Origin of the sequence: Paenibacillus sp. RRE4, from assembly GCF_031844205.1 — a bacterium.
Lineage (GTDB): Bacteria > Bacillota > Bacilli > Paenibacillales > Paenibacillaceae > Paenibacillus > Paenibacillus xylanexedens_B.
The window spans coordinates 2,834,629-2,859,713 of record NZ_JAUZUT010000001.1 but is presented as its reverse complement, the minus strand read 5'-3'; the positions used below and the strand labels follow the sequence as shown (position 1 = coordinate 2,859,713).

Below are 25,085 nucleotides of genomic sequence, written 5' to 3'. Positions count from 1 at the left end.
GTGATTTCCGGGAAAGAAGGAATGAAGCAAGGGCTCGCTAAAATTCTCGAAGGCAGTAACCTGGAGCAGGACGAGGCACGTGATCTGATGTATTCGATCATGCGAGGTGAAGCTACTCCGGCTCAAATCGGAGGGTTGCTGATGGCTCTTCGTATGAAGGGGGAAACGGTGGATGAGATCACTGGTTTTGCTCAGGCAATGCGTGGACAGGGGGGGCGGATTCTGACGGATGGCAGAGGCTTGTTGGACACGTGTGGCACAGGCGGATCAGGAATTCATAAATTCAACATCTCCACCGCATCGGCAATCATTGCTTCGGCCGTTTCGGTTCGAGTAGCCAAACATGGCAATCGTTCAGCTTCTGGCAAAGCAGGCAGTGCGGATGTGTTGGAAGCGCTTGGCGTTAATATTCATCTGAATGGAGAACAGGCCAGACAATGTCTGGATGAGATAGGAATCTGTTTCTGTTTTGCTCAGGTATACCATCCATCCATGCGTCATGCGGCTGCTCCGAGAAAAGAGCTGGGTGTGCGCACTATTTTCAATATGCTTGGACCATTAACCAATCCAGCCGGTGCAGATCGGCAATTGCTCGGATTGTATGATCGTTCCCGGACGCCGATGATTGCAGAAGTGCTTAACCGTCTCGGTTTGAAAAGAGCGCTCGTTGTTGCCAGCCACGACGGTTTGGACGAAATTAGTATCTCTGCACCTACACAGGTATCGGAGTTGCGAAACGGGGTAGTAAACACGTATGACATTGATCCACGCGATATGGGGTTGTCTTTGCATCCGCTCGAAGCGGTGCTTGGAGGAGATGCAGCACAGAACGCCGAAATTATACATCGGATCTTTCAGGGTGAACGCAGTGCTTACCGTGACGTTGTGCTGCTGAATGCCGGGGCATGTATTTATGTATCCGGTCTTGCGGACAGCATTGCAGATGGCGTAAAAATCGCTACAGAAGCAGTGGACTCGGGTAAAGCGGCCAGTAAGCTTGGACAGTTAATTCATACAACGGAGGCGTACAATCATGTATCTTGATCGAATCGTTGCTACAAAACATAAAGAAGTGCAGGCCCTTGCACAGACTTTTAACATGGATGAGGCTATGAAAAAGATGGAACAATTACCGGCTGCACGCGGGTTTGAACAGGCGCTGTCAAGCAGACGCAATCGTAAGCTGGGGCTTATTGCCGAAGTAAAGAAGGCCTCGCCGTCCAAAGGATTAATTCGTCCGGATTTTCATCCGGTAGAGATTGCTTCTGCCTATGAACGTGCGGGTGCTGATTGTATCTCTGTTCTGACGGATGTTTCCTATTTTCAGGGCAGTAACGAGTATTTGCAGGCTATTCATCAGGCTGTGAATATTCCGCTCTTGCGCAAGGACTTTATGATCGATGAGTCACAGATTGCAGAAGCTAGACTTCTGGGAGCAGATGCGATCTTGCTGATTGCCAGCATTCTCACGCCGGTGCAGATTCGCCAATTTCTGACGTTTGCGAAAAGTATTGGACTGGACGCTTTGATTGAAGTTCATGATCGGGCAGAGCTGGAAACGGTATTAGACATTCCTGAAGCGACACTCATTGGGATCAATAACCGAAATCTGAAAACGTTCGAAACCAGTCTGAATACCACGCTCGATCTGATGGAACTGATTCCACCAGGTGTGACGCTCATTAGCGAAAGCGGGATCGACGGTGCGGAATCGACAAAACCCCTGATTGAAGCTGGCGTGCACGGTATTCTCGTTGGAGAGCATCTGATGCGTAAAGACGATGTGGAAGCAGCTGTTTACGATCTGATGGGACCGAAATAATGAATAACTCGATATATGACGATACAGGTGCAGGTTCCCGTACACAGGGGGACTTGTTGCCGGCGGCCGTAAAAATATGTGGACTTCAGGACGTTGAAGTGCTAAAATCGATGATAAACTTGCCTGTGGACTATATCGGTGTCGTATTTGCCAAGTCCCGACGACAAATTACTCCTGAGAAGGCAGCGGAGTTGAGATCGGTTCTGTTTGAATGGCCTTTACATGAACGGCCGAAACTTGCTGGTGTTTTTGTGAATCCGACAATGCAAGAACTGACGCATGTGATGGAAACTGTGTCTTTGGATGTGATCCAGTTGCATGGGCAGGAAAGTGCAGCATTCTGTCAACAAGTGAAAGAGCTCTGGCATGCAGATGTGTTCAAGGTTGTTTCTTTTTCCAAAGACGAAACAGAACTGGATGCGGATCATGCCGCTTTGCAACGGTTAAATGATTACGTGGGATTCGTTGACGCGATCTTGCTGGATACCTTTGATCCATTGTATGGTGGTGGTTCTGGCAAAACATTTGCTTGGGAACGTATACCTGTATACGCAGAATGGGCTGCTGAACGTGGTATTGCCATGTTTGTTGCAGGCGGACTTCAGACGGATAATGTACAACATTTAATTCAAACGTACAGACCTTATGGCGTAGACGTATCAAGTGGCGTGGAGACGGAAGGTCTTAAAGATATATCCAAAATTACAGCATTTGTAGAAAGGGTGAAGCAGGCATGACACACCAATTGCCGGATGAACATGGGCGTTTCGGTCTTTTCGGAGGCCGTTTTGTACCCGAGACACTAATGAACGCTCTGATTGAACTAGAAGAAGCCTACAGCCGCTTCTCTGAGGATGAAGAGTTTAACAAGGAATTGAATTATTTGCTCAGTGAATATTCCGGACGAGAGACACCTCTCTATCACGCGGAGCAATTATCACGTCATCTGGGTGGTCCCAAAATTTATTTGAAACGTGAAGATCTGAATCACACAGGTGCACATAAAATCAACAATGCGATTGGACAAGGGCTCCTTGCTAAACGGATGGGGAAAAAGAAAGTCATTGCTGAAACCGGTGCAGGCCAGCACGGGGTTGCGACGGCAACCGTTGCGGCATTGCTCGGACTGGAGTGCAAAGTATTCATGGGTGAGGAAGATACCCAGCGTCAACAGCTAAATGTATTCCGCATGAAATTGCTCGGAGCAGAAGTCATTCCGGTTACGTCTGGCACACGTACATTGAAAGATGCTGGTAACGAAGCGCTTCGTTATTGGGTCAGTAATGTAGAAGATACTTTCTATGTACTGGGATCTGTTGTCGGACCTCACCCGTATCCAATGATGGTACGTAATTTCCAGCGCGTGATCGGAGACGAGACTCGTCGTCAGATTCAAGAGATCGAAGGACGCCTTCCGGATGTTATTGTAGCGGCTGTTGGCGGAGGAAGTAACGCCATTGGTATGTTCTACCCTTTTATCGGAGATCAGGATGTTAAATTGGTCGGTGTTGAAGCAGCAGGAAAAGGTGTGGATACCGAGTACCATGCGGCAACGATGAGCAAAGGGACACATGGTGTATTCCAGGGCTCGATGAGTTATCTGCTACAAGATGAATATGGGCAAGTGCAACCTGCACACTCCATCTCGGCAGGTCTGGATTATCCAGGGGTTGGACCGGAACACTCTTATCTTAAAGATATTGAACGGGCTAAATATGTTCCAATTACCGATCAGGAAGCCTTGGATGCTTTGCAATTGTTAAGCCGCACGGAAGGCATTATTCCTGCCCTGGAGTCGGCCCATGCGGTTGCTCAGGTCGTGAAGCTGGCGCCGGAATTGACTGCTGATGATATCATTGTGATCTGTCTGTCTGGGCGCGGGGATAAAGACGTAGAATCCATTATGAAGTATACGGGAGGTAACTTGTAATGAATCTGATGGACCAAACCTTCCAGCAATTAAAAGAACAAAAACGCACGGCACTTATTCCGTTTCTTACCGTTGGTGATCCGGATGTGAACACCACTATTGATATTATCAAGGAGCTTGAACAAGCAGGAGCAGACATCTTGGAGCTTGGTGTTCCGTATTCCGATCCACTCGCAGACGGTCCTGTTATTCAGCGTGCTTCCGAGCGTGCATTGAAAAGCCAAATCACGATTCGTACGGTGATGGAGACGGCGGCTAAAGCTCGTGAAGCGGGCGTAAAGTTACCGTTTGTGTTATTTACGTATTACAATCCGGTGTTGCAAACGGGTCTGGATACTTTCTTTGACGAATTGATCAAACATGATATCAGCGGCATGATTATCCCGGATTTACCGATCGAAGAGGCAGAAGATATGCGTCGCCGTGCCGATCAGGCCGGGGTTCATCTGGTTCCGCTTGTAGCTCCTACATCCAATGCTCGTATTGAGCGGATTGTCACTGGCGCGCGCGGATTTATCTATTGTGTTTCTTCACTTGGTGTAACCGGAGAGCGTGCATCCTTTTTTAACGGTGTAGAAAGTTTTATTGAAACGGTAAAAGGTCTGACAGATCTTCCTGTCGCAGTAGGCTTCGGCATTTCGAGCCATGAGCAGGTCGCTCATTTCTCCCGCATCTGTGACGGTGTCGTTGTAGGTAGCGCTATTGTGCGGCAAGTGGAAGAAGCAATCCCGCTACTCGAAAATGCGAATACCCGTGAGGCCGGACTGTTGCAAATTCGCAACTTTGTGGCACAATTAAAAGGATAATCGCATAAGTTGAACTTTTTTTCCCACTTTACTCAATTTTGAGCAACAGGAGGCGGTCGAATTGAAACCGAAATCCCAGATTGTCAATCTGCCTGTGTATAAACCGGGCAAACCGATTGAAGAAGTTAAACGTGAGCTGGGGCTGGAGCACGTCATCAAGCTGGCCTCCAATGAGAACCCCTATGGCAGTTCTCCAGCTGTACTAGAGGCAATTACGAGAGAATTGGCTAATGTAAGTATTTATCCCGACGGAAGTGCAGCAGAACTCACAGCGGTGCTTGCCGAGCATTTGGGAGTAGAGCGAGACAATTTGATTTTTGGCTGTGGATCGGATGAAATTATTGCACTGATTACACGTGCGTTCTTTCTTCCCGGGGATGAGACCATTATGGCGGACCAGACCTTCTCCGTATATAAAAGCAATGCGGACATCGAAGGTGCTGTGACCGTAGAGGTCCCTTTGAAAAATGGAACTCATGACTTGCCAGCAATGCTGGCGCAAATCAACGATAAAACCAAAGCTGTCTGGGTGTGCAATCCGAATAATCCTACCGGTACGATCATTTCCGAAAAGGAGCTTATCAGCTTTATGGATCAGGTCCCGTCGAATGTAATGGTGGTACTGGACGAAGCTTATTACGAATTCGTAACGGACGAAGCTTATCCGCAAAGCATTTCACTGATTAATCGTTACCCGAACCTGGTTGTTCTGCGGACCTTCTCCAAAATTTATGGTTTGGCATCACTTCGTATAGGTTACGGAATCGCGCGTCCGGAGATCATTGACCTGATTAACCGTGTACGGGAACCGTTTAACACTTCACGTCTTGGCCAGGTTGCGGCAATGGCCGGACTTCAGGATCAGACTTTTGTGCAGGAGTGTTCCAAACGGAATACCGAAGATCGGGAATGGTTACAAAATGAATTTTCACGACTGGGTTTGTCTTATTTCCCAAGTCAAGGGAACTTCATTTTGGTTGATGTGAACATGCCATCTGTCGAAGCGTTTCAGTCTTTGTTAAAACAGGGCATTATCGTTCGCTCGGGCTTTCACGTCTATCCAACATACATTCGTGTATCAGTGGGCACAGCGGAGCAGAATCGTGCGTTTATAGCGGCGCTGCAGAACACACTGGCGGAGAATGTGGCAGCACGCCCTTAATACTGGCGATGAAAGAGTGAGGACCCATGACCATAAAAATTGCAATGATTGGTGTCGGACTCATCGGCGGTTCACTTGCGCTTTGCTTTAAAGGCAAGCCAGGGATTACCGTCATGGGATACGCACACTTGGAAGAGTTAAAAGACAAGTACATAGCGAGCGGAGTAGTGGATGCTGCTACGCTCTCTCTGGAAGAAGCGGTGCAGGATGCCGACTTCATTTTTTTGTGTGTGCCTGTCGGTTTGCTTGAATCATATTTTGAACAACTGTCCAGACTGCCGCTGAAAAAAGGCTGCATCATTACAGATGTTGGTAGTACCAAAGCCTCCATTGCAGCTTGTGCAGAACATATCCGGTTAAAAGAGGCTTACTTTATCGGAGGGCACCCGATGGCAGGATCGGAACGGGCGGGTGTGGACGCGGCGTCAGCTGTATTATTTGAGAACGCCTATTATGTTCTTACCCCGTCCATGCATGTGCCTGAGGAAGCTTACGGCCGCTTATCCGAGCTTTTAGCGTATACTCGTGCACAGATTGTTCGGGTAGAACCTCTGTTGCATGATGATATTGTGGGTGCGATCAGTCATCTGCCCCATGTTATTGCTGTTGCTCTGGTGAATCAAGTACGTGAATATAACGAATCCAATCCACTGTATAAAATGCTGGCAGCAGGTGGTTTTCGGGATATTACGCGGATTGCGTCCAGCGATGCTATTGTCTGGAGGGATATTTTGCTGAGTAACCGAGAAGTATTGCTGGAGTTGCTTAAGGACTGGAATAGTCAAATGTCGTCCTTTACAACGATGTTAGAGCAAAAGAACGGGGAAGGCATTGAGGATGCATTTCGTCAGGCGCGGGAATTCCGCAGTGTATTGCCTGAGCGACGCAAGGGTATGATATCGCCTTTATTCGATCTGTATACAGATGTGCAGGATGCTCCGGGTATGATCGGTAAAATAGCAACAGAGCTCGGGACAAATGATATCAACTTGAGTAACCTTGAGATTATTGAAAACCGGGTGGACGTGCCGGGGATTATGCGTTTGTCATTCCGTCAGGAAGAGGATATGGAACGAGCGAAGACTCTGCTGGCATCTTTAGGTTATCAGGTGTGGATTTAGGGTGGAAAAAGAGGGCGAGAGCTCTCTTTTTTTTGTAACCAGTGTGAGAACTACGTTTTTAGACAAAAAAAAGACCGCTTACATAAGCGGCCATTGCTCACGTGGAGCAATACAGTTATTGGATAGGAGTGGAGAGAAACCATACTGTACTTTTATTATATGTATACGTTTTCATTTTGTCAACACTTTGAACAAAATTATTTGTAAAACTTAGATTTCAAGGAAAAACCGTGCAATCAAGGCTTTTAATCTTAGCAAAAACATTCGTGAGGTGCGAAAAAGAGTGTTGATAGAATGACCCAAAAAATTTTCAAAAAAAATATTTCATTTTTGTAACCTTTCTAGAAGATACTACGTCTATAGTGTGCAAGGCTTTCCAAGATGCTGTATTAGGAAGTCATGACAACGAAATGGATGGCATATAAATGTTAAGTCGGACACAAGTGGATAGCAATGGATTTGCCAGGATGATGCAGACCGTTGTACAATGTTACTGTTATGTAGAAACGTTGGGGAAATTGCCATTACATAGGGGAATTTGGCGGAAGGGCCGAAAACGGTGCTGGACGCTTTTTTTATGCGGTTGAACCGCAACTTTTTTACGCCTGTTCGGTAATACATGGATAGAGTCGAACGGGGAGAAGCACATGGATGGGCGAGGAGGGGTCGCACTCAAATGACGGATTCCCAGTTGATTCGAGAGATCAAGGAAGGTAACGTTGAGTTATATTCCGAGCTGATGAGTCGTTATCAGCGTAAAATACTGGCTTTCGTATATCATATGTTGAAAAGTTCCAATATGGAGCTGCTTGCGGAAGATCTCTGTTCTGAGACATTCTACAAGGCGTTCCGCAGTTTACACTCTTTCCGTGAGGTGGATGCTTCATTCTCCACCTGGCTGTATACCATCGCTAGAAATACGGTATTGAGTGAGCTTCGTAAACAGCGTAGTGGGAATGTTCCGCTTGAAGAGAGCGGCGTAGTTCCTGTTGCTCCTATGGAGAATGCTCCTGAGCATGCTGTTCTGCGTAGCGAGCGGGTGATGCTGGTTAGAGATGCGATTAACAATCTGCCAGAGAAGCAACGTTCCGCGATTATACTTCGTGAGTATGATCAGTTGGATTATCAGGAAATCGCGGGTATTTTGGGGCAGAGTGTTAGTTCTGTTAAATCGCTGTTATTCAGGGCAAGATCAAGCGTAAAAACACAATTGGAGCCTTATTTCTTCGAGCCGATGTACGAGCCATATGAAGGGATGAAGAACCGATGAATTGCAATGAAGCCCAGGAACTGTTTGCATTGGTCTGGGACTTACCGGAATCTCATCCACAGCGAATTGCTTTTCAAGCGCATCTCGCTGGTTGTGAAGAATGTTCGGAGCAGTTTGAAGTCTGGGAGGAAGCCCAGATGCTGCTGCACAGCATCCCGGTTCCAGTGACAGAGCAACAGGCAGAGAGGGTCAACCGAAACGTAATGGACCGGATTTACGCGGAGTCTCCATGGCTATTACCAGAAGAGGCAAAGGTTAATCGATTCTCTGCGGCAATCCGTAAACATATGTCTTTGTGGATTGCGGCGTTCCTGGCTATTTTTTTATGCAGCTTTCTGTACATGGCGATGTTCAAGCCAGAGGTTTCAGAAGCTGAGAAGTCCAATGTAATTACAACAGGCATCCTTGAGACTGGGGTTGCTGGAAGTACATCTTCATCTTCGGGATTGTATAAGTATGACATCCCTGGAGCGAATAAAGGCAGTATCATTGAACCTTTTGTTGTAAGTATGGGGCCTGCTTATCCTCAATACTGGATGGCATTGTCCCTGCTTGCCATAGGAATGGCTTTGTTTTCACTTGGACGTATGCATCGATCAACAACGAAACGTAAACAAGGTGTGGGTGCGTAGGTTTCCAACCTGGCGTTCGCTGTGTGGAGAAATGAGGGATGAATGTGCGGATCGGACTTGTTCGTCATGGTCTGACAGATTGGAATGCGGCTGGCCGCATACAGGGGCAGACGGATATTCCTTTGAATGAGGAAGGACGTAAGCAAGCAACATGTCTTGGTAGACGTCTGCAGTCTGAAGACTACCAGTGGGATTTTATTGTGACGAGTGGTTTATCAAGGGCACAGGAAACGGGAGAGATTCTTTCACGGATGCTGGATGTGCCTATGCTTGAACCGGACGCACGATTGAAAGAACGAGCATTTGGTCTGGTTGAGGGCCTCACTTCGGATGAGCGGGTTGCGCGTTGGGGGAAATCCTGGGATACACTTGATCTGGGACAGGAGCACATCGAGGATATTCAAGTACGTGCGCTGGCTTTTTTGGACGATTTATGGTCTGCTCACTCGAAAGAAAATGTACTTATTGTAACGCATGGTGCTTTTCTTGCTAACCTGTTAACGGCGTTATATCAGGATAAATATACCGAACGCATTGGTAATCTGTCGCTGACCATTCTGGAGAAAGAACATGAAGATGACTGGACTCCACTCTTATATAATTGCACACAGCATCTGTCTATGGATACCGCTAAACAACCTGAGTGATAAGCTCAGGTTGTTTTTTTATACCATCTACATCTAAGAGATTAAACAGTACCGCGGATAAACTCTACTGTTTCTCTTCTGATTGATTGTTTTGAGGCATAAGATGAGATAAAACAAAAAAAATGGGAAGAAGAGGTTTAGATTGTGGAGAATCCGTCAACCATGTTTACAAAACCACACTGTTGAAGGCCAGATCAGCAACCTAAAGCAGTGAACGGGTGAGGCGATGGATCCATGAATCTAGCAGATATGCTGACTTTTGCTGATATTGGCCAGCTTAATCGAATAGCAGACTACTATCAATGTGAATGCAAGCCTAATTCCAAACATGAACTCATCCAGAGCATCCTCACAACATTGGGTAGTAAACCTTTCTTTGAGCAACAGATACGTCAATTGAACCAGGCCGATCAACGGTTTCTAAACAACCTGTTATTTGACCCCCGCCAATTTTATGGTATGGAGGAGCTCATCGCCATAGCCCGTCAATCGATGGACAAAAAGGAGAGTGAGGCAGGCTCAAGTCCGCGTGATCTCATTATTCGCTTTACCAAAAGCGGCTGGCTATTCAATGGGACTACACAACAGACCAGATATCTCTATCAAGTGCCTAAAGATTTGAAACTGAGGTTCAGAGATGTGTTATCTGCCCATTTACGAGCAGGTATTATCAAAACGACAGAGCCAGCCATGTATCGAGAAGAATATCATCTGATGGCAGAAGATTTGAAGTTGTTCCTGAAATTTGTTCAGCAACATGAGATTGCTGTAAATGCCGAAGGGTTAATGTACCGTCGCTCACAGCAGCAACTTATGGAGCATCTGCACATCTCTGAGGAACTGGTAGGCAAAGCCGGCTGGCGTTTCGGATACGGTCGTTCGTTTAAGGATTATCCGGATCGATTCGCATTGGTGTATGATTATGCGTTTCATCACCGATTGATTCGTGAAGAGCAGGGGTGTCTTAGGCTGACAGGGTCTGGTGAAGAGAAATTGGAGGCCGAGAAAACAGCTGAAATGATACAGCTGTTTCGGTTTTGGTTAAGACTTTATAAAGGTGCTGTTCCTAACCTGTCCTCGATTGTGTACTGGACAGGCGAATGTGCCGAGAATTGGTCCACGATGGAATCGCTTTTTCAGCAAATCGGGCCTTTTATCCAGCCGTTCTATTACGACACTGCTGAAGATATCTATGATAAGCGGATCATTAAAATGATGATGCATCTAGGCTTGGTTCGTGCAGGTGAGCATGAACAAGGAAGAGTTGTGCAGATGACGGCTTGGGGATTAAAGCTCGCCTCGTCCTGCCGCTCCATCTCTGCAGATGTTACACCTGTTTTGTTTGACAAGTGAAGGACAAGTTGCTACAATCACTCCCAAATTAAGGAGTGATACAAATGATAATTCCATACAAAGGTATAAAGCCAGTGCTACACCCTTCCATATATATGGCCGAGGGTTCAAAATTGATAGGTGATCTGCAAATGGACGAAGATTCTACCGTTTGGTTCAATGCAGTCCTGCGGGCCGATTTGGCACCTATTATTATTGGAAAGCGTTGCAATATTCAAGATAATGCTGTAGGACATGTAAACACCGATCAACCTCTTATCCTAGGAGATGATGTCTCCGTAGGACATGCTGCAATCGTTCATGGTTGTACTATCGGAACAGGGGCATTGATCGGTATGGGGGCCATTGTACTTAATGGTGGCGAAATCGGTGAGTACTCACTGATTGGAGCCGGTTCTGTAGTCACTGAAAATAGTAAAATTCCGCCCTATACTCTCGCTTTGGGGACACCTGCCAAAGTGATACGTGAATTGACTGAAGCTGATCTGCAGCGGATGTCGAGAACTTCACTGGGTTATGTAATCAAAGGAAGAGAATATAGGAGCTCTTAAATTCCGTTTTGGAGGTGCATCCTATTGGATAAAATGAAAGTTACGTATGAAGTCATGTTGGGGCTGGCGGCTGAGATGGTTTGGGACGAGGCGCTTCGCAAACAGAAGAGTGAAAAGCTTTATTTGGAAATCGACAAAGCGTTAGCTACCGGAGACGAAGTAGCTTTCCGGAGTCTGACGGATGAACTGAGGACGATCAATTAACGGATGAATATAGTACCATTTAAATGAATAGTCGGATTAAAAGGAATGCGCAATGGCGCATTCCTTTTTTTAATATTTTTTATATAAACTTAAAAATTGAATGAATATCTGGCTTTATAACATATGCTCATATATAATATGGGAATAAAATGGATAGGAAGGGGATATAGGGAATTGAAATTCAGTGAGATGAATCAAGACAGCTGGGCTGAACTGCAACTCTATCTGGATACCTGCCTTGTTCCGTTCACGGCTATGAGCGGCAAACAGTCACCGGTTGAAGCGACTGAAGCGCTGGAACGGCTAAGAGACTTTCTGGATACGGTGGAGATTCCTTTTAAAGGAAGAATTATGACGTACCCAGCCTATCATTACGCAAGTTCGCAAATGTCAATGACATTAAATACCTTGTCGACTGAACTCAAGGCTTCTGGATTTAAGTATGTGGTAATTATGTCAGCAGATGGATCTTTTGTGGGCATGGACATTCCAGCCGCGGATTTACTTTTGAGTCAAAAGGATATAGCAGCGCAACTCGAAGAAGGGACAATTGCCCGACATGTCGGGGAATGCATTCGAGATCTATGGAAAAGGTGACATTCTGACGACAAATGTGACAAATTTCCAACAGTTTTTTAACAACGCTTACAATTGAACCTTAAAAATGTGTGACAAATTCTTGACGGTGTTCTAGGGCTACTATATGATTATGTATGTTCTAGTAAGTCGTGGAATTTATGATAATGAAAACGATTGAGAGAGTTGGCTGAAAAAGGGGGTTGGAGACAGTATGAGCAGTGAGCATGACCAGCACGAAGCCTCGATGAAACCGCCAAGCAAATTGGAAATGTCGCGCAGGCAGTTTTTGACGTATACGCTTGGTGGAGCTACAGCCTACATGGCCGCCGGTGCAATTCTTCCTATGGTCCGTTTTGCGGTGGACCCGATTTTGCAACACAAGGGAGAAGGAACCTCTGTCAAAGTGGCTGAGATCAGCAAAATTACAAATGAACCTCAAGAATTTACGTTCGAACTGAAACAACAGGATGGCTGGTATTTGAGTAATGCTTCGTTGGTGGCTTGGATTCGCAAGGACGAACAAGGGAAAATTTATGCGCTTTCACCTATCTGTAAACATCTGGGATGTACAGTCGGATGGAACAGTGACAAAAATTACCCGAATGAGTACCATTGCCCATGCCACGGCGCGCACTATGACAAGGAAGGGAAGAATCTTGCCGTAGCCCCGAAACCATTGGATGAATATGTGGTTAAGGAGGAACAAGGCTGGGTTTATCTGGGCGAGATTGTTCCGAACACCCGAGTGAAATAGGAGGCGTGAACGCAGATGTTTAAAAATGTCTATGACTGGATTGACGAGCGTCTTGACATCACGCCAATATGGCGGGACGTTGCGGATCATGAAGTGCCAGAGCATGTAAACCCGGCGCATCACTTTTCCGCATTCGTATACTGTTTTGGCGGATTAACGTTCTTTATTACAGTTATTCAGATTCTGTCAGGTATGTTCCTGACGATGTACTACGTTCCAGATATTATTAACGCGTATGCAAGTGTTGAGTATTTGCAGACGAAAGTAGCTTTTGGTCAGATTGTACGCGGTATGCACCATTGGGGGGCCAGTTTGGTTATCGTCATGATGTTCCTACATACGATGCGTGTATTCTTTACAGGCTCATACAAGGCTCCGCGTGAAATGAACTGGGTTGTCGGCATGTTGATTTTCTTCGTTATGCTCGGTCTCGGTCTGACAGGGTATTTGCTGCCTTGGGATAACAAAGCGTATTTCGCAACAAAAGTAACGCTGGAGATTGCCAACACCGTACCTTGGCTTGGACCAATTATCAAAGAATTCCTGCAAGGGGGAACGATTGTTGGTGCGCAGACACTGACACGATTCTTCGCATTGCACGTCTTCTTCCTCCCTGCGGTGCTTCTGGTGCTTCTGGTCGGACACTTTATCATGATCCGCAGACAGGGCATTTCGGGACCACTATAAAACAAAGAAGGGAGGAAACGTAATGGCTCACGGGCACAAGGGCAATGACGAGGAAAAAGTTATCTTTGTCGGTGATTCACGCGTCCGCAAAGGGTCGGGGTTCATAACTCCACCTGATTACACGGCTTATCCCGGCAAATCGGAAGCATTTATTCCTAACTTCTTGCTTAAAGAGTGGATGGTCGGGGTTGTTGTTCTGGTCGGCATTCTCGTGTTGACCATCTCGGAACCTGCACCTCTCGGTTATCCAGCTAATCCAAGTGCATCGGTTATCCCGATGCCAGACTGGTACTTTCTTTTCCTGTATCAATACTTGAAATATCCTTATGCATCTGGAGATTATGTCCTGCTAGGTGTGCTGGGTGTCAGCGGTGTTGCATTCGGAGCTCTGCTCCTGGCTCCTTTCCTGGATACGGGCAAAGAGCGTCGCTTCTACAAACGTCCTATTGCTTCGGCCCTAATGCTACTGTCCGTTATTTCGGTATTCTATCTGACAAACGTAGCATGGACACACTACAAGCACGAGCTTGAAGCGTCCGGGCAGAAGCCGGAGCATATTCAGCGGGAGGAAGAAGCTCTGGAGAAACATGAACAGGGCTTGCCTACTTCTAATGCACCGGGACAGCAGCAGGAGGAAGTCGCGATTGTTGACAAGGACGATTCTGCGATGGAAACGTACAAAAAGGCTGGATGTATTGGTTGCCACGCAACCGATATGAAAGGCCAAGGCAACGCACCTTCTCTTCGTGGCGTCGGTGACAAGCACAGTCAAGAAGAGATTGTGACGATTATTAAAGAGGGCTACAATGGAATGCCTCCGATGTATGATCAAGCTATAGCTCAAGGTGTTACCGATGAGGAAATCACTCATCTAGCCGAATGGCTTGCGAAACAGAAGGCAGAACAGTAAAATCGAATTAATGAAAAAACCTGATCGTTATGCGGTCAGGTTTTTTTGAAGTCTTTTTAGAGTAAACTTGGTATTCGGTTGCTTATAATTAAGAATGAGTAAAGAAAGAAGGTGCAATGGTCGTGGCTTTATCGTTTTTTTGGAGCAGGGAGTTTTTAACCAATCGGTATTTCTTGTGGCTTTTGTTCTGGTGTAATGCGCTTGGTACGGTATATGGCTACATCTGGTATGGTGAACAAATGAAATGGACTCTTGCCCACCAGCCAGCGTGGCAAATCGTATTTGTACCAGATAGCCCGACAGCAAGCTTGTTTTTTACATTAGCGCTGTTGTGGGTACTGTATCCCGTAAAGTCTGCAATCCTGCAACGGATTGGACATATTATCCAGGCGCTCGCTGTAGTTACCTCTGTTAAATATGGCGTCTGGGCCGTATCTATCATTTTTGCTGGCTGGTCTCAAGGGGGAGCACAGCACTGGCAGGACTGGATGCTGATCGCTTCCCATAGTGCCATGGCAATTGAAGCGCTGATATATGTACGGTTCTTCGGCTTCCGCTGGTTGTCATTAATTGTGGCAGGTCTCTGGACATTGTTGAATGATACGATGGATTATACATACGATATTTACCCGTGGTTGCCTGCAACGCTGTACCAACATGTACATGCTGTTCGTAATTTTACAGTCACGCTGACCATCGTGAGCATTCTCGCGGCTTGGCTTGCATTAAAGCAGGCTAAAAGAGCCTGAGTATACCAGCGTAGCTTGTTCTAACCAATCATCCCTCGCCATACATTGATGATGGGAGGGATGTCCATGAAGAGAACATTCAGGAGTCTAGCGGGATGGTTGACGGTATCACTCTTGGCTCTGCTGCTTTGGACCAATGCTTCGTACCGGGTATACGCACAAAGTGGTGAACTCAAACCAAATGTGGATCAGGGAGTGTCCTCAACTTTTACCATTGCACAATTGAATGAAGAGGCTACTGTACTATATCGCAGGGTGCTTGAAAATAATATGGAGGAAGTACGCGCCAGCGTTGCGCGAATCGGAAATAGTCTGGCTCATGTCTCGTTCGAGGGTCAAACCTCTGTTGAGGGAATTCATGCGTTATCCGAAACGGTCGTAGAAGTCAAGGAGGCTACAGCTAAATTCAAAGGGGATAGACATCTGCTTCAGCAGGCTTCAGCCAAACTCAGACTTGCTACGGACAGTCTGGCCAATCCGGCTAAACCGCTCTGGCTCCAATATTATAAAATTGTGAAGAATGATCTGGATGCGTTATCACTGGAAGCTAATCAGAACAACAGTGCAACAATTCTGGCTAATCGCTTCAGTGTTCTTGAAGAGCACTATGAAACGATCCGTCCAGCGGCGATCATTCGGCTTGAGCCGTATCAGATCGCTCAAATGGATGCTTGGTTATCCCATCTCAAAGGACTGACACATGCAAAGCAGTCTGATCGATCACAGCTCCGTAGCATGACTGAACATGGAGAGGAGTTAGTGAATCAACTGTTTGGACGTGAAAAGGATGAAAGTGCCTTTGTGCCTTATGTACAAGGGCCAGACCGCCGGGCAGCAGGGCTAGTGATTAGTTCTGTCATTGTTGCTACGCTGAGTTATGCGGGGTACCGTAAGTATCGTGCCGAGCAACAGGATATTTTTACATATCGCCGCTAGCCATTTTCCGTATTTATCATGATAGATGTATCTTCAATGAACAACGAAAACCTCTTGCCACTCAGACAGCTGTTAGACTGACGTCTTGCTGTGGGAAGAGGTTTTTTTGTATATTTCCTATTGTTAAAATAAAGTCTCAGCTTTCTTTAAAACCTTCCCCATGCACATCGTGTACGTCACTGATAATGACAAATGCCCTGGGATCAATGGAACGTACGATGGTTTGTAACCTGCGAAATTCTTGCCTGGAAATGACACAGTAGGCCATATGTTTTGCTTGTTTCGAGTATGCGCCGATGGCTGGAATGAGCGTAACGCCGCGATCCATATCTTTGGTGATCTGATCGGCAATCTCGGGAGCATGATCGCTGATGATCATAAATGCACGGGCTGAATAGGCACCTTCCTGAATGAAATCGATCACTTTCGATGCAATAAACACAGCGACCAGGGTATACAGGATTTTTTCCTTGGGAATGTAGATGAGAGAAAGACCAATGATCACAAAGTCGATACCTAACAGCACTCGTCCCATACTCCATCCGTATTTTCGGTTGAGGATACGGGCGATAATGTCAGAACCACCTGTAGTACCACCCCAGCGGAAAACGATACCAAGGCCGGCTCCCAAAGTAACCCCGGCATATAGTGCGGCCAATAGAAGGTCATTTTCGGTATGTAACGGCTCGATCCAGCCTCGGTGAATCATCTTCTCGAACAGCCACAGAAATACGGTCAGCGCGCCGATTCCGATTCCGGTATAAATCATCTGTCTGCTACCGAGCACTTTAAGCCCGATCAGAAATAGCGGAACATTTAAAATAAGAGTGGTAAGGGATGGGGAAACCCCGAAGGCATAGTTAATCAACACGGTAACCCCGGTAAGCCCGCCCTCCATCAACTGATTGGGGATAATAAAATAAAGAAGCCCAAAGGCGTATAAAGCTGTACCCAACAGTATTGGGAGTACAAGTCTTAGCTGAACCCACGTTTTGGTAGTGCTCATAAGATCCCTCTCTGTACTTAAATTAGAATGAGGTAGTCATCATTCCCATCTTAGTATACCTGTTTCTGTAGTCTTTAAAAATGATTTATGCCAGACATTAATCATGATTTGTAACGTATGATGGTGGAAGTAAACATCAATAACTGATATTATTAGGAACAAACACGACATCAGAATAGAAGGAGAACCTGCTCTCATGGAGAAAAGTATGGCGGAAATGCAGCGTGAGGTTGACCTCTATATTTCTCAATTTAAAGAGGGATATTTCAGTCCTCTGGCCATGCTGGCCCGGATGTCTGAAGAGGTTGGAGAGCTTGCCCGTGAAGTGAATCACGAGTTCGGAGAAAAACCGAAGAAAGCTTCCGAAGCTGCCAATTCAATTGAACTTGAGCTTGGTGACATTTTATTTATCACCATCTGCTTTGCAAACTCGCTCGGTATTGATTTGGCTGAAGCGCATGACAAAGTTATGCATAAATTTAATACCCGCGACGCAAATCGGTGGACTCCAAAAAACACCGATTAGGCGTAGATTACATATGCTGTACCATCACCCGCACGGGGAGGGTCAGCTTGATGATGAAACCGGAAGATTATATGCAGCAGGCTTACCGCTGTATATTGCAAAATGATTTTGAGCAAGCCATTCGCTGGTTCGAAGCGGCTATAGATGCTCACCCGGAACATGCCGAGTTATATTATCGCTGTTCAATAACGCACGCGCGGAGCAAACATTTGCTTCCTGCACTTGAATATGCCCGCAAGGCGGTGGAACTATCCGAAGGTGCCGAAGAATATGTGCTTCATCTGCAGACACTGGAAGCGAAGCAACTTATAGTTAGAGCCAAATTACTGCTTGAGCAGGCTGGAACAGAATCAAGCAAGCCATATGTCGAGGCTTCCCAGCTTCTTAAAGAAGCCATTAGGCTGGATCCACTATCTGTGGAGGCACATGTGATGCTGGCTCTGGCTTACAGTGACCTGAATGAATATCAAAGTGCCCTTCAGGTGTTACAGGATGCAATTCTGCTTGATCCGCAAAACGCGCAGTTGTATCAGATGTTACAACAAACGAAGCAACGTTTGAAGTCGATGCAATAAGTGATCATCACAGTCAAGTATTACAATAATAGAGACTGGATGAGATGCATGGGTTAAAACGATTAGATGAACTAACATAGTGAAGGAGATGCAGCCAAGATGAGTGAAGTGATACGAGTTGCCGTGATCGGAGCGGCTGGACGAATGGGCCGTGAAGTTGTAAAACTGGTACTGCAAGACCCGGATTTGGAGCTTGCAGCCGCTGTCAACCGCTCCGGAGCAGGCACGGATGCAGGAACGCTGGTAGGACTGCCAGAGTGTGGCGTATTGGTAACCGATGATATTGAGATGGCTTTTGCTGAAACCAAACCACAGGTCATGGTTGACTTTACAGTGCCTCAATTTGCTTTTGCTCATACAGAGATTGCAATCCGCCATGGCGTAAGACCTGTCATGGGTGTTACCGGCTTCACGCCGGAGCAGATTGAACAGTTGGACAAGCAATGCCAGGAGAAAGGTATTGGCGGGCTGATTGCGCCTAATTTCTCCATTGGGGCTATCCTTATGATGCGTTTTGCAGCACAGGCAGCCAAACATATGCCTAACGTAGAGATCATTGAATATCACGGTGATCAGAAGCTGGACGCTCCTTCAGGAACAGCGATCAAAACAGCCGAATTGATTGCAGCCAATCGTGAAGAAATTCGTCAAGGCAATCCGAACGAAGAAGAAACGATTGAGGGTGCACGTGGTGGATATTATAACGGATTCCGCATTCACAGCGTGCGTTTGCCAGGTGTGTTCGCACAGCAGGAAGTTGTATTTGGCGATTACGGACAGTCGCTGAAAATTCGTCATGATTCATATGAGCGTGCTGGTTATATGCCAGGAGTCAAGATTGGCGTACAAAAGGTGATGGAATATACAGGACTCGTTTACGGCTTTGACCACTTTATCGACTAAAGGAGATTAAGATTGTCATGTTGAAAATCGCATTTATTGCCCATGATCGCAAAAAAGAAGAAATGGTAAACTTCGTTACTGCTTATGAGCCTGTGTTCACAGACCATCAATTATATTCCACAGGTACAACAGGTCTTCGTATTATGGAAGGTACATCGCTGCAGATTCATCGTTTTGAATCCGGTCCGCTTGGGGGAGACCAACAGATTGGAGCGTTGGTTGCACAAAACGAGATGGATCTGATCATTTTCCTTCGTGATCCGTTAATGGCACAGCCCCATGAGCCGGACATTAATGCACTGCTTCGCCTGTGTGATGTTCAGGGTATTCCGCTAGCAACCAATATTGCAACAGCCGAGATTCTTGTTAAAGCTCTCGACCGTGGCGATTTTGCTTGGAGAGAGCTCGTACATAAGTACAAGCCGGAGGGCGGTTTGAATACGGGTGACTCTCAATGAGTCTCGATATTCTTATCTTCGGTGCACATGCAGACGATGCCGAGATCGGCATGGCTGGAACGATTGCGAAACATACGGCTGCTGGGTTAAAGGTAGGCGTATGTGACCTGACTCGTGCCGAGATGTCCTCCAATGGCACCGTGGAGCGCAGAACCGAGGAAGCGGAGCAAGCCTCACGCGTCCTCGGTCTTTCGTGTCGAACAAATCTCGGATTACCTGACCGTGGGCTGTATGTTACACCGGAGCATGTAGAAGCGGTTACCGCCGAGATTCGCAGACATGCACCTCGAATTGTTTTTGCACCTTACTGGGAGGATCGGCATCCCGATCATATTATGTGCAGCAAACTCGTGCAAGAAGCGATATTTAATGCGAAGCTTCGAAATTACATGCCGGACATGCCAGCTGTACAAGTGAAGGAAACTTATTTTTACTTTATCAACGATATCGGTCCTACGGATTTGATTGTGGATATTACGGAACACTATGAACAAAAGGAAGCCTCGCTTCGCTGTTATCGATCTCAGTTCGAGCAGGGTGCGGGCATCGTATCTACACCGCTGAATCAAGGTTATATCGAACGGGTGAGGGCACGTGATTCCTTACTTGGACAACGTAGCTTAATCCCGTTTGCAGAAGGATTTGCAACGATAACGCCTTATGTAGTGAAACAGTTTGGCGTCTAATCTATGCCCACATCTGTATATAGATAGAACCATACATTTACACTTGAACAAATCATGACATCAATTAATTTCCGTTGCATGATATCAACCTGCGATATGCGGGAGATCAAAGGAGCGTCCAACCGGATGGATCAAAAGCTAAAAATCGGAATCACCTGTTATCCGTCCCTCGGAGGATCCGGGGTTGTCGCAACGGAACTCGGCAAATTGTTGGCCGAACAGGGACATCAGGTTCATTTTATTGCAAACAGCATTCCGTTCAGACTGGGAAAGTTTCAGAAAAACATTTTTTATCATGAAGTAGAGGTTAACGATTATTATGTGTTTCGATATCCTCCGTATGACTTATCTTTAGCAACCAAGATGGCTCAGGTGGCAAAGGCTCAACAGCTAGACTTGCTACATGTGCATTATGCTGTACCGCATGCAGTATGCGCTTTTCTCGCCAAACAGATGGTTGGAGACAACCTGAAAGTAGTTACAACCCTGCATGGAACGGATATCACGGTACTTGCTCAGGATGAATCGCTTAAAGACCTGATTCGTCTTGCCATCAATGAGAGTGATGCGGTTACTGCCGTTTCTCAGGATTTGATTCGTGAAACGGTTGAACTGCTGGATATCCAGCGTCCGATTGATCTGACCTATAATTTTATAGATAAACGTATCTATTATCCAAGGGATGCGGCTAGTCTGCGTCGTGATTATGCTGCGCCTCATGAAAAAATACTGATGCATATCTCGAACTTTCGTCCAGTCAAGCGAACACAAGACGTCGTGGAAGTATTCCGTCAAGTGCAGGAGCAGGTTCCCGCGAAGTTGTTGTTTGTAGGTGAAGGACCGGACTTGCCCAAAATTCAGTGTAAAATCAAAGAACTCGGCTTGAACGAAAAGGTTCATTTCCTGGGTAGACAGGATGATATTGCTCAAGTAATATCCATGGCTGACATTTTGATGCTTCCATCAGAGAAAGAGAGCTTTGGTCTGGTAGCACTTGAAGCGATGGCATGTGGTGTACCTACGATTGGTTCGCAGGCTGGCGGTATTCCGGAACTAGTATTGCATGGGAAGACAGGATTCCTCTCTCCAATCGGGGATACCAAATCTATGGCTGAGAATGCGATTCGTCTTCTCACGAATGAGCGTTTGGCTGCCGATATCCGGGAGGCTTGCCTTCATCGTGCACATCATGATTTCTGCAATGACTCCATTCGGCAGGAATATGAAAAGATATATTATCGTGTGCTTGGAAGAGAAATCCCTAGTCTCAATCCCGTGTGCGGTTAAGTGTGGGGAACCACAACAGGCAGGAGAAGAGGTGAGATGTGGTGGTTCAATGGACACAAGCAGACAATGATATGGCAAAACAAAGTGAGGCTGTCCTTACTCGATTAAATGAACATGGCTTCGAGGCCTATTGGGTTGGCGGTTGTGTTCGTGACGAAATGCTGGGGCGTGCCGTGGACGACATGGATATTACGACCTCGGCTTCTCCCGAGCAAGTTATGGCTCTGTTTGACGACTGTATTCCTACGGGATTACAGCACGGGACAGTGACGGTGCGCTCTGGTGGCTATTATTATGAAGTGACGACCTTTCGGACAGAGTCGGAGTATCAGGATAATCGTAGACCTGCTGCAGTGCAGTTTGTTCAGGATATCAAGGAAGATCTGCAGCGGCGAGATTTCACCATGAACGCTCTCGCAATGGATGTGAAGGGAGCGATCGTCGACCCTTTTGGCGGGCAAGTTGATATGAAGAAAGAGCTTGTGCGTTGTGTGGGGTTGGCGGTTGAACGCTTTGGTGAGGACGCTTTGCGTATGTTGCGCTGCGTTCGGTTTGCTTCCGTCTTTGATTTCAGGATTGCGTACAATACCTGGAAGGGACTGGTAGATCGACGTGAACTGCTCCAGCATATTGCGATGGAACGGGTCCGTACCGAGATGGTAAAAATGATGGCAGGTCCTCATCCGCTCAAGGGATTGGAATTGTTATTTCGCAGCAGAGCGCTAGAGTATGTCAAAGCACCAGTGGATTCTTCCCGGTTTAATAGAGATTTGTTAACTGGCTTGCAGCATTTGGCAGGAGAACATGTATTGCTTCGATGGTCATGTGTGTTGCTGGCTGGTGGATACAACCGGGAAGAAGCAGACAAGTTATTGCGGCTGTGGACATTTTCCAATGAGCAACGTGTTCGAATTACGGGTGTGCTTCAAATGGAGCAACTCGTGTCCGATTTTGTGGAGCAGTGTGAAGATGATCAAGGGCTACGGGAAAACTGGATTGTGTCTGTACTCCATTGTGGCGCTCAGGCGGCTAACGACTGGCTGTTGTTGCAAGAGCAGTTACCGAAACAGCGGCGTGAAGGTTCTGAACAAACACATGATCGACTCATTAAAGTTCAAACTCTCGCGGCGGACTGGAGTCGATCCATGCCAGTCCATGCAATAAAAGAACTCGAAATCACCGGTGAACAGGTGTTGCAATTAGTGGGGCGCAAAGGTGGACCTTGGCTCGGGCAACTCATGAAACATCTGCTCAGGGAAACGGCGATTGGAAATATAATGAATCAGTATGAAACACTATGTACTGAAGTGAAACGGGTGGCTGCGAATGACCAAGCATGAGGACTTATTACATATGTTACTTCATGCTGACGGACAGTTTGTATCGGGCGAGGAGATTAGCCGGCAGCTGTCCATCAGCCGAACCGCGGTATGGAAACATGTCAATAAATTGCGGGAGATGGGGTATGAGTTTGAAGCCGTTTCCCGTAAAGGATACCGTCTGGTCACCAGACCGGAAAGTATTGATGAGACAGCTCTCCAACTTGATCTGAAGACCAAGACATTTGGCCGTAAAGCGGTCATGCTGTCCTCAACCTCATCCACACAGGCCGATGTGCTTAAGCTGGCAGAAGAGGGCGAGGGTGAGGGTGCGGTAGTCTTCGCGGAAGAACAGACGGGAGGCAGAGGTCGTTTCGGCCGCAAGTGGTTCTCTCCTCCGGGAAAAGGGATCTGGATGAGCGTGCTGCTACGCCCCGAAATACCGTTGCAACATACGCCCCAGCTTACCCTTCTGACTGGAGTAGCTGTATGTCGAGCGATTCGAGCTTATACTGGTGCAGAGGCTGGCATTAAATGGCCGAATGACTTGCTGATTAATGACCGTAAGATATGTGGCATTTTACTTGAATCTGCGGTTGAGGATCATCAGGTTCGATATTGCATTGCAGGCATTGGCGTAGATGTAAACTTTGATTCTCAGGATTATCCGGAAGACTTGCAACAGATTGCCACCTCGATTCAGATTGAAACAGGGCAAGCTATTGATCGAACGGCGCTAGCAGCCGCTATTTTGACGGAGATGGAACATCTATATTTTATATATCAAAAAGAGGGATTTGGAGTTATTTCTACACTCTGGGAAGCATTGTCGGTTTCGTTGAATCGAAAGGTGACTGTTACGAATCCTCATGGTGTAATCGAGGGAACAGCTGTAGGGCTAGACTCTTCGGGAGCACTGGTAGTTGAGACGCAGAATGGGGTACGCGAACTGATCATATCTGGCGAAGTGACTTGGAAAAGCTGATGTTTTGTCGGATTTTCTTGGATCATCTCGAACATAAGACGTGAACTTTGAGCAGAACTTTGGTATACTGTTCTCGTGAGGCGGTATCGGGCTGTAATGACCGAGCTGCACTCCGATGAGCAGTAACCTTTGTTCTGCTTGATGCGTTTTACGCAGGAAAGTAGGACAGCAATAGCAAGGAAACAATGGAATAAGAACAAATGTGTTGTTGGATTCTGCTCTGAGCCGAAGAGGACCGAGACAGAAGGGACGATCGCAAGTGACTCTTTTTTGACTTTTCGGGACTTTTTAGTGGAAAACTAAAAGGTTTTTTTTGTTGCGTTTAATTGAAAAGGTGAGAGGGGCACAAGACAAATGGCAAACAAACAAGCGTTAAACATTGTGAAAATGAAAAAATACAAGCAGGATGGCATCCCGCTTAGCATGATTACAGCTTATGACTATCCGACTGCTCTGCTCGCCGAAGAAGCCGGCATTGACATGATTTTGGTGGGCGACTCTTTGGGGAATGTTGTTCTCGGTTATAACTCAACTTTGCCAGTCACGATTGATGATATGGTTTACCACACTCGTTCAGTTGTGCGTGGTGCTGAACACACGTTTATCGTAGCAGATATGCCTTTTATGACGTACCACGGCAGCATTGATGAAACATTGAAGGGTGTTCGCCGGTTGATGCAGGAAGGGCATGCCCATGCGGTCAAAATGGAGGGCGGCGTTGAAATCGCAGAGACAGTCAAGGCTGTTGTGCAAGCAGGTGTGCCTGTGCTCGGACATATCGGATTGACACCACAATCGGTGAATCAGATCGGCGGTTACCGAATTCAAGGCAAGGATGCAGCAGATGCCAAACGTCTGATGGATGAAGCCAAAGCGCTGGAAGCCGCCGGGGCTTTTGGCATCGTGCTTGAACTCGTGACGGAAGAAGTGGCTGAAGCTATCTCGAAAGAATTGTCCATTCCGACCATTGGCATTGGAGCAGGGCGGGGATGTGACGGTCAAGTGCTCGTATTCCATGATGTGGTTCAATATGCTTCACCATTCACGCCTAAACGATTTGTCAAAACCTATGGTGATGTAGGAAGTGTCATTCGTAGCAGTATTGAAACGTATGTAAAAGAAGTGAAGGATCGCTCCTTCCCGGCCGAAGAGCATGTTTTCAACGCGGCGGATGGTGTACTGGATGGATTGTATGGACAACGCAAAGAAAAGGTGGAAATTCGCTGA

General features: G+C 46.7%; 29 protein-coding genes. 28 read left to right on the top strand and 1 reads right to left on the bottom strand.

Annotated elements, in window-relative coordinates:
- Positions 1–3: 3 nt before the first annotated feature.
- The 19 genes from trpD to Q9R46_RS12785 all read left to right on the top strand — a co-directional run bounded on the left by trpD (position 4) and on the right by Q9R46_RS12785 (position 16,113).
- Positions 4–1,044, top strand: coding sequence for an anthranilate phosphoribosyltransferase (gene trpD, locus Q9R46_RS12875; protein ID WP_311281022.1), 1,041 nt, complete (start codon positions 4–6; stop codon positions 1,042–1,044).
- Positions 1,034–1,822: an indole-3-glycerol phosphate synthase TrpC gene (gene trpC / locus Q9R46_RS12870; RefSeq protein ID WP_311280322.1), complete on the top strand. Its 789-nt coding sequence runs from the start codon at positions 1,034–1,036 to the stop codon at positions 1,820–1,822. Before trpD ends, trpC begins: the two co-directional genes overlap by 11 nt.
- 53 nt (positions 1,823–1,875) lie before the next feature.
- Complete coding sequence (locus Q9R46_RS12865) at positions 1,876–2,559, top strand: phosphoribosylanthranilate isomerase (protein WP_397386381.1); 684 nt, start codon at positions 1,876–1,878, stop codon at positions 2,557–2,559.
- A complete protein-coding gene (trpB, locus tag Q9R46_RS12860) occupies positions 2,556–3,752 on the top strand; it encodes a tryptophan synthase subunit beta (RefSeq protein ID WP_145331732.1) in 1,197 nt (398 codons plus the stop codon). Before Q9R46_RS12865 ends, trpB begins: the two co-directional genes overlap by 4 nt.
- On the top strand, positions 3,752–4,558 hold the full coding sequence (trpA, locus tag Q9R46_RS12855) for a tryptophan synthase subunit alpha (protein WP_145413195.1): 807 nt from the start codon (positions 3,752–3,754) through the stop codon (positions 4,556–4,558). The genes trpB and trpA overlap by 1 nt, the downstream gene beginning before the upstream one ends.
- Before the next feature lie 61 nt (positions 4,559–4,619).
- Positions 4,620–5,720 (top strand): histidinol-phosphate transaminase, encoded by a 1,101-nt coding sequence (gene hisC / locus Q9R46_RS12850; protein WP_311280320.1) that lies wholly within the window; start codon positions 4,620–4,622, stop codon positions 5,718–5,720.
- A 26-nt stretch (positions 5,721–5,746) separates the two neighbouring features.
- A complete protein-coding gene (locus tag Q9R46_RS12845) occupies positions 5,747–6,841 on the top strand; it encodes a prephenate dehydrogenase (RefSeq protein WP_145331729.1) in 1,095 nt (364 codons plus the stop codon).
- Positions 6,842–7,517: 676 nt separating this feature from the next.
- Positions 7,518–8,111: an RNA polymerase sigma factor gene (locus Q9R46_RS12840; RefSeq protein WP_090917194.1), complete on the top strand. Its 594-nt coding sequence runs from the start codon at positions 7,518–7,520 to the stop codon at positions 8,109–8,111.
- Positions 8,108–8,743 carry an anti-sigma factor family protein gene (locus Q9R46_RS12835; RefSeq protein ID WP_311280319.1) on the top strand — a complete coding sequence of 212 codons (636 nt, stop codon included), beginning with the start codon at positions 8,108–8,110 and terminating at the stop codon, positions 8,741–8,743. Before Q9R46_RS12840 ends, Q9R46_RS12835 begins: the two co-directional genes overlap by 4 nt.
- A 44-nt stretch (positions 8,744–8,787) precedes the next feature.
- Positions 8,788–9,390: a histidine phosphatase family protein gene (locus Q9R46_RS12830; protein WP_311281021.1), complete on the top strand. Its 603-nt coding sequence runs from the start codon at positions 8,788–8,790 to the stop codon at positions 9,388–9,390.
- Positions 9,391–9,624: 234 nt separating this feature from the next.
- A complete protein-coding gene (locus Q9R46_RS12825; protein WP_311280318.1) occupies positions 9,625–10,743 on the top strand; it encodes a hypothetical protein in 1,119 nt (372 codons plus the stop codon).
- 44 nt (positions 10,744–10,787) lie between these two features.
- Positions 10,788–11,294 carry a gamma carbonic anhydrase family protein gene (locus tag Q9R46_RS12820; protein WP_145331727.1) on the top strand — a complete coding sequence of 169 codons (507 nt, stop codon included), beginning with the start codon at positions 10,788–10,790 and terminating at the stop codon, positions 11,292–11,294.
- A gap of 24 nt (positions 11,295–11,318) precedes the next feature.
- Positions 11,319–11,498, top strand: a complete 180-nt coding sequence (locus tag Q9R46_RS12815; RefSeq protein ID WP_090917186.1) for an IDEAL domain-containing protein — start codon at positions 11,319–11,321, stop codon at positions 11,496–11,498.
- A 174-nt stretch (positions 11,499–11,672) separates the two neighbouring features.
- Positions 11,673–12,095 carry a DUF2487 family protein gene (locus Q9R46_RS12810; protein ID WP_311280317.1) on the top strand — a complete coding sequence of 141 codons (423 nt, stop codon included), beginning with the start codon at positions 11,673–11,675 and terminating at the stop codon, positions 12,093–12,095.
- 193 nt (positions 12,096–12,288) lie between these two features.
- The gene (locus Q9R46_RS12805; protein ID WP_090917182.1) at positions 12,289–12,831 is read left to right on the top strand and encodes a QcrA and Rieske domain-containing protein; all 543 of its coding nucleotides are present in this window, start codon (positions 12,289–12,291) and stop codon (positions 12,829–12,831) included.
- Positions 12,832–12,846: 15 nt separating this feature from the next.
- A complete protein-coding gene (gene qcrB, locus Q9R46_RS12800; RefSeq protein WP_017687726.1) occupies positions 12,847–13,518 on the top strand; it encodes a menaquinol-cytochrome c reductase cytochrome b subunit in 672 nt (223 codons plus the stop codon).
- A 22-nt stretch (positions 13,519–13,540) separates the two neighbouring features.
- Positions 13,541–14,428 (top strand): menaquinol-cytochrome c reductase cytochrome b/c subunit, encoded by an 888-nt coding sequence (locus tag Q9R46_RS12795; protein ID WP_311280316.1) that lies wholly within the window; start codon positions 13,541–13,543, stop codon positions 14,426–14,428.
- 122 nt (positions 14,429–14,550) lie between these two features.
- The gene (locus tag Q9R46_RS12790) at positions 14,551–15,177 is read left to right on the top strand and encodes a DUF1405 domain-containing protein (RefSeq protein WP_145331724.1); all 627 of its coding nucleotides are present in this window, start codon (positions 14,551–14,553) and stop codon (positions 15,175–15,177) included.
- A 66-nt stretch (positions 15,178–15,243) separates the two neighbouring features.
- On the top strand, positions 15,244–16,113 hold the full coding sequence (locus tag Q9R46_RS12785; protein WP_311280315.1) for a sporulation protein YpjB: 870 nt from the start codon (positions 15,244–15,246) through the stop codon (positions 16,111–16,113).
- Positions 16,114–16,249: 136 nt separating this feature from the next.
- Here the strand turns inward: Q9R46_RS12785 and Q9R46_RS12780 are convergent, their stop codons facing one another.
- On the bottom strand, positions 16,250–17,119 hold the full coding sequence (locus Q9R46_RS12780) for a YitT family protein (protein ID WP_311280314.1): 870 nt from the start codon (positions 17,117–17,119) through the stop codon (positions 16,250–16,252).
- A gap of 196 nt (positions 17,120–17,315) precedes the next feature.
- Here Q9R46_RS12780 and Q9R46_RS12775 point away from each other — a divergent pair, with 196 nt between their 5' ends.
- From Q9R46_RS12775 to panB, 9 genes are all read left to right on the top strand, one after another.
- Entirely contained in the window at positions 17,316–17,645 is a 330-nt protein-coding gene (locus Q9R46_RS12775) for a nucleotide pyrophosphohydrolase (RefSeq protein WP_090917174.1), read from the top strand.
- 50 nt (positions 17,646–17,695) lie between these two features.
- Entirely contained in the window at positions 17,696–18,220 is a 525-nt protein-coding gene (locus Q9R46_RS12770) for a tetratricopeptide repeat protein (RefSeq protein ID WP_145331721.1), read from the top strand.
- Between the two features lie 99 nt (positions 18,221–18,319).
- On the top strand, positions 18,320–19,123 hold the full coding sequence (gene dapB, locus Q9R46_RS12765) for a 4-hydroxy-tetrahydrodipicolinate reductase (RefSeq protein ID WP_090917170.1): 804 nt from the start codon (positions 18,320–18,322) through the stop codon (positions 19,121–19,123).
- Between the two features lie 17 nt (positions 19,124–19,140).
- Positions 19,141–19,581 carry a methylglyoxal synthase gene (gene mgsA / locus Q9R46_RS12760; RefSeq protein ID WP_311280313.1) on the top strand — a complete coding sequence of 147 codons (441 nt, stop codon included), beginning with the start codon at positions 19,141–19,143 and terminating at the stop codon, positions 19,579–19,581.
- Entirely contained in the window at positions 19,578–20,267 is a 690-nt protein-coding gene (bshB1, locus tag Q9R46_RS12755) for a bacillithiol biosynthesis deacetylase BshB1 (protein ID WP_311280312.1), read from the top strand. The genes mgsA and bshB1 overlap by 4 nt, the downstream gene beginning before the upstream one ends.
- A 126-nt stretch (positions 20,268–20,393) precedes the next feature.
- Entirely contained in the window at positions 20,394–21,554 is a 1,161-nt protein-coding gene (bshA, locus tag Q9R46_RS12750; protein ID WP_311280311.1) for an N-acetyl-alpha-D-glucosaminyl L-malate synthase BshA, read from the top strand.
- A 41-nt stretch (positions 21,555–21,595) separates the two neighbouring features.
- Positions 21,596–22,894 carry a CCA tRNA nucleotidyltransferase gene (locus tag Q9R46_RS12745; protein ID WP_311280310.1) on the top strand — a complete coding sequence of 433 codons (1,299 nt, stop codon included), beginning with the start codon at positions 21,596–21,598 and terminating at the stop codon, positions 22,892–22,894.
- Complete coding sequence (locus Q9R46_RS12740; protein ID WP_311280309.1) at positions 22,881–23,858, top strand: biotin--[acetyl-CoA-carboxylase] ligase; 978 nt, start codon at positions 22,881–22,883, stop codon at positions 23,856–23,858. Before Q9R46_RS12745 ends, Q9R46_RS12740 begins: the two co-directional genes overlap by 14 nt.
- Before the next feature lie 354 nt (positions 23,859–24,212).
- Entirely contained in the window at positions 24,213–25,085 is an 873-nt protein-coding gene (gene panB / locus Q9R46_RS12735) for a 3-methyl-2-oxobutanoate hydroxymethyltransferase (RefSeq protein ID WP_311280308.1), read from the top strand.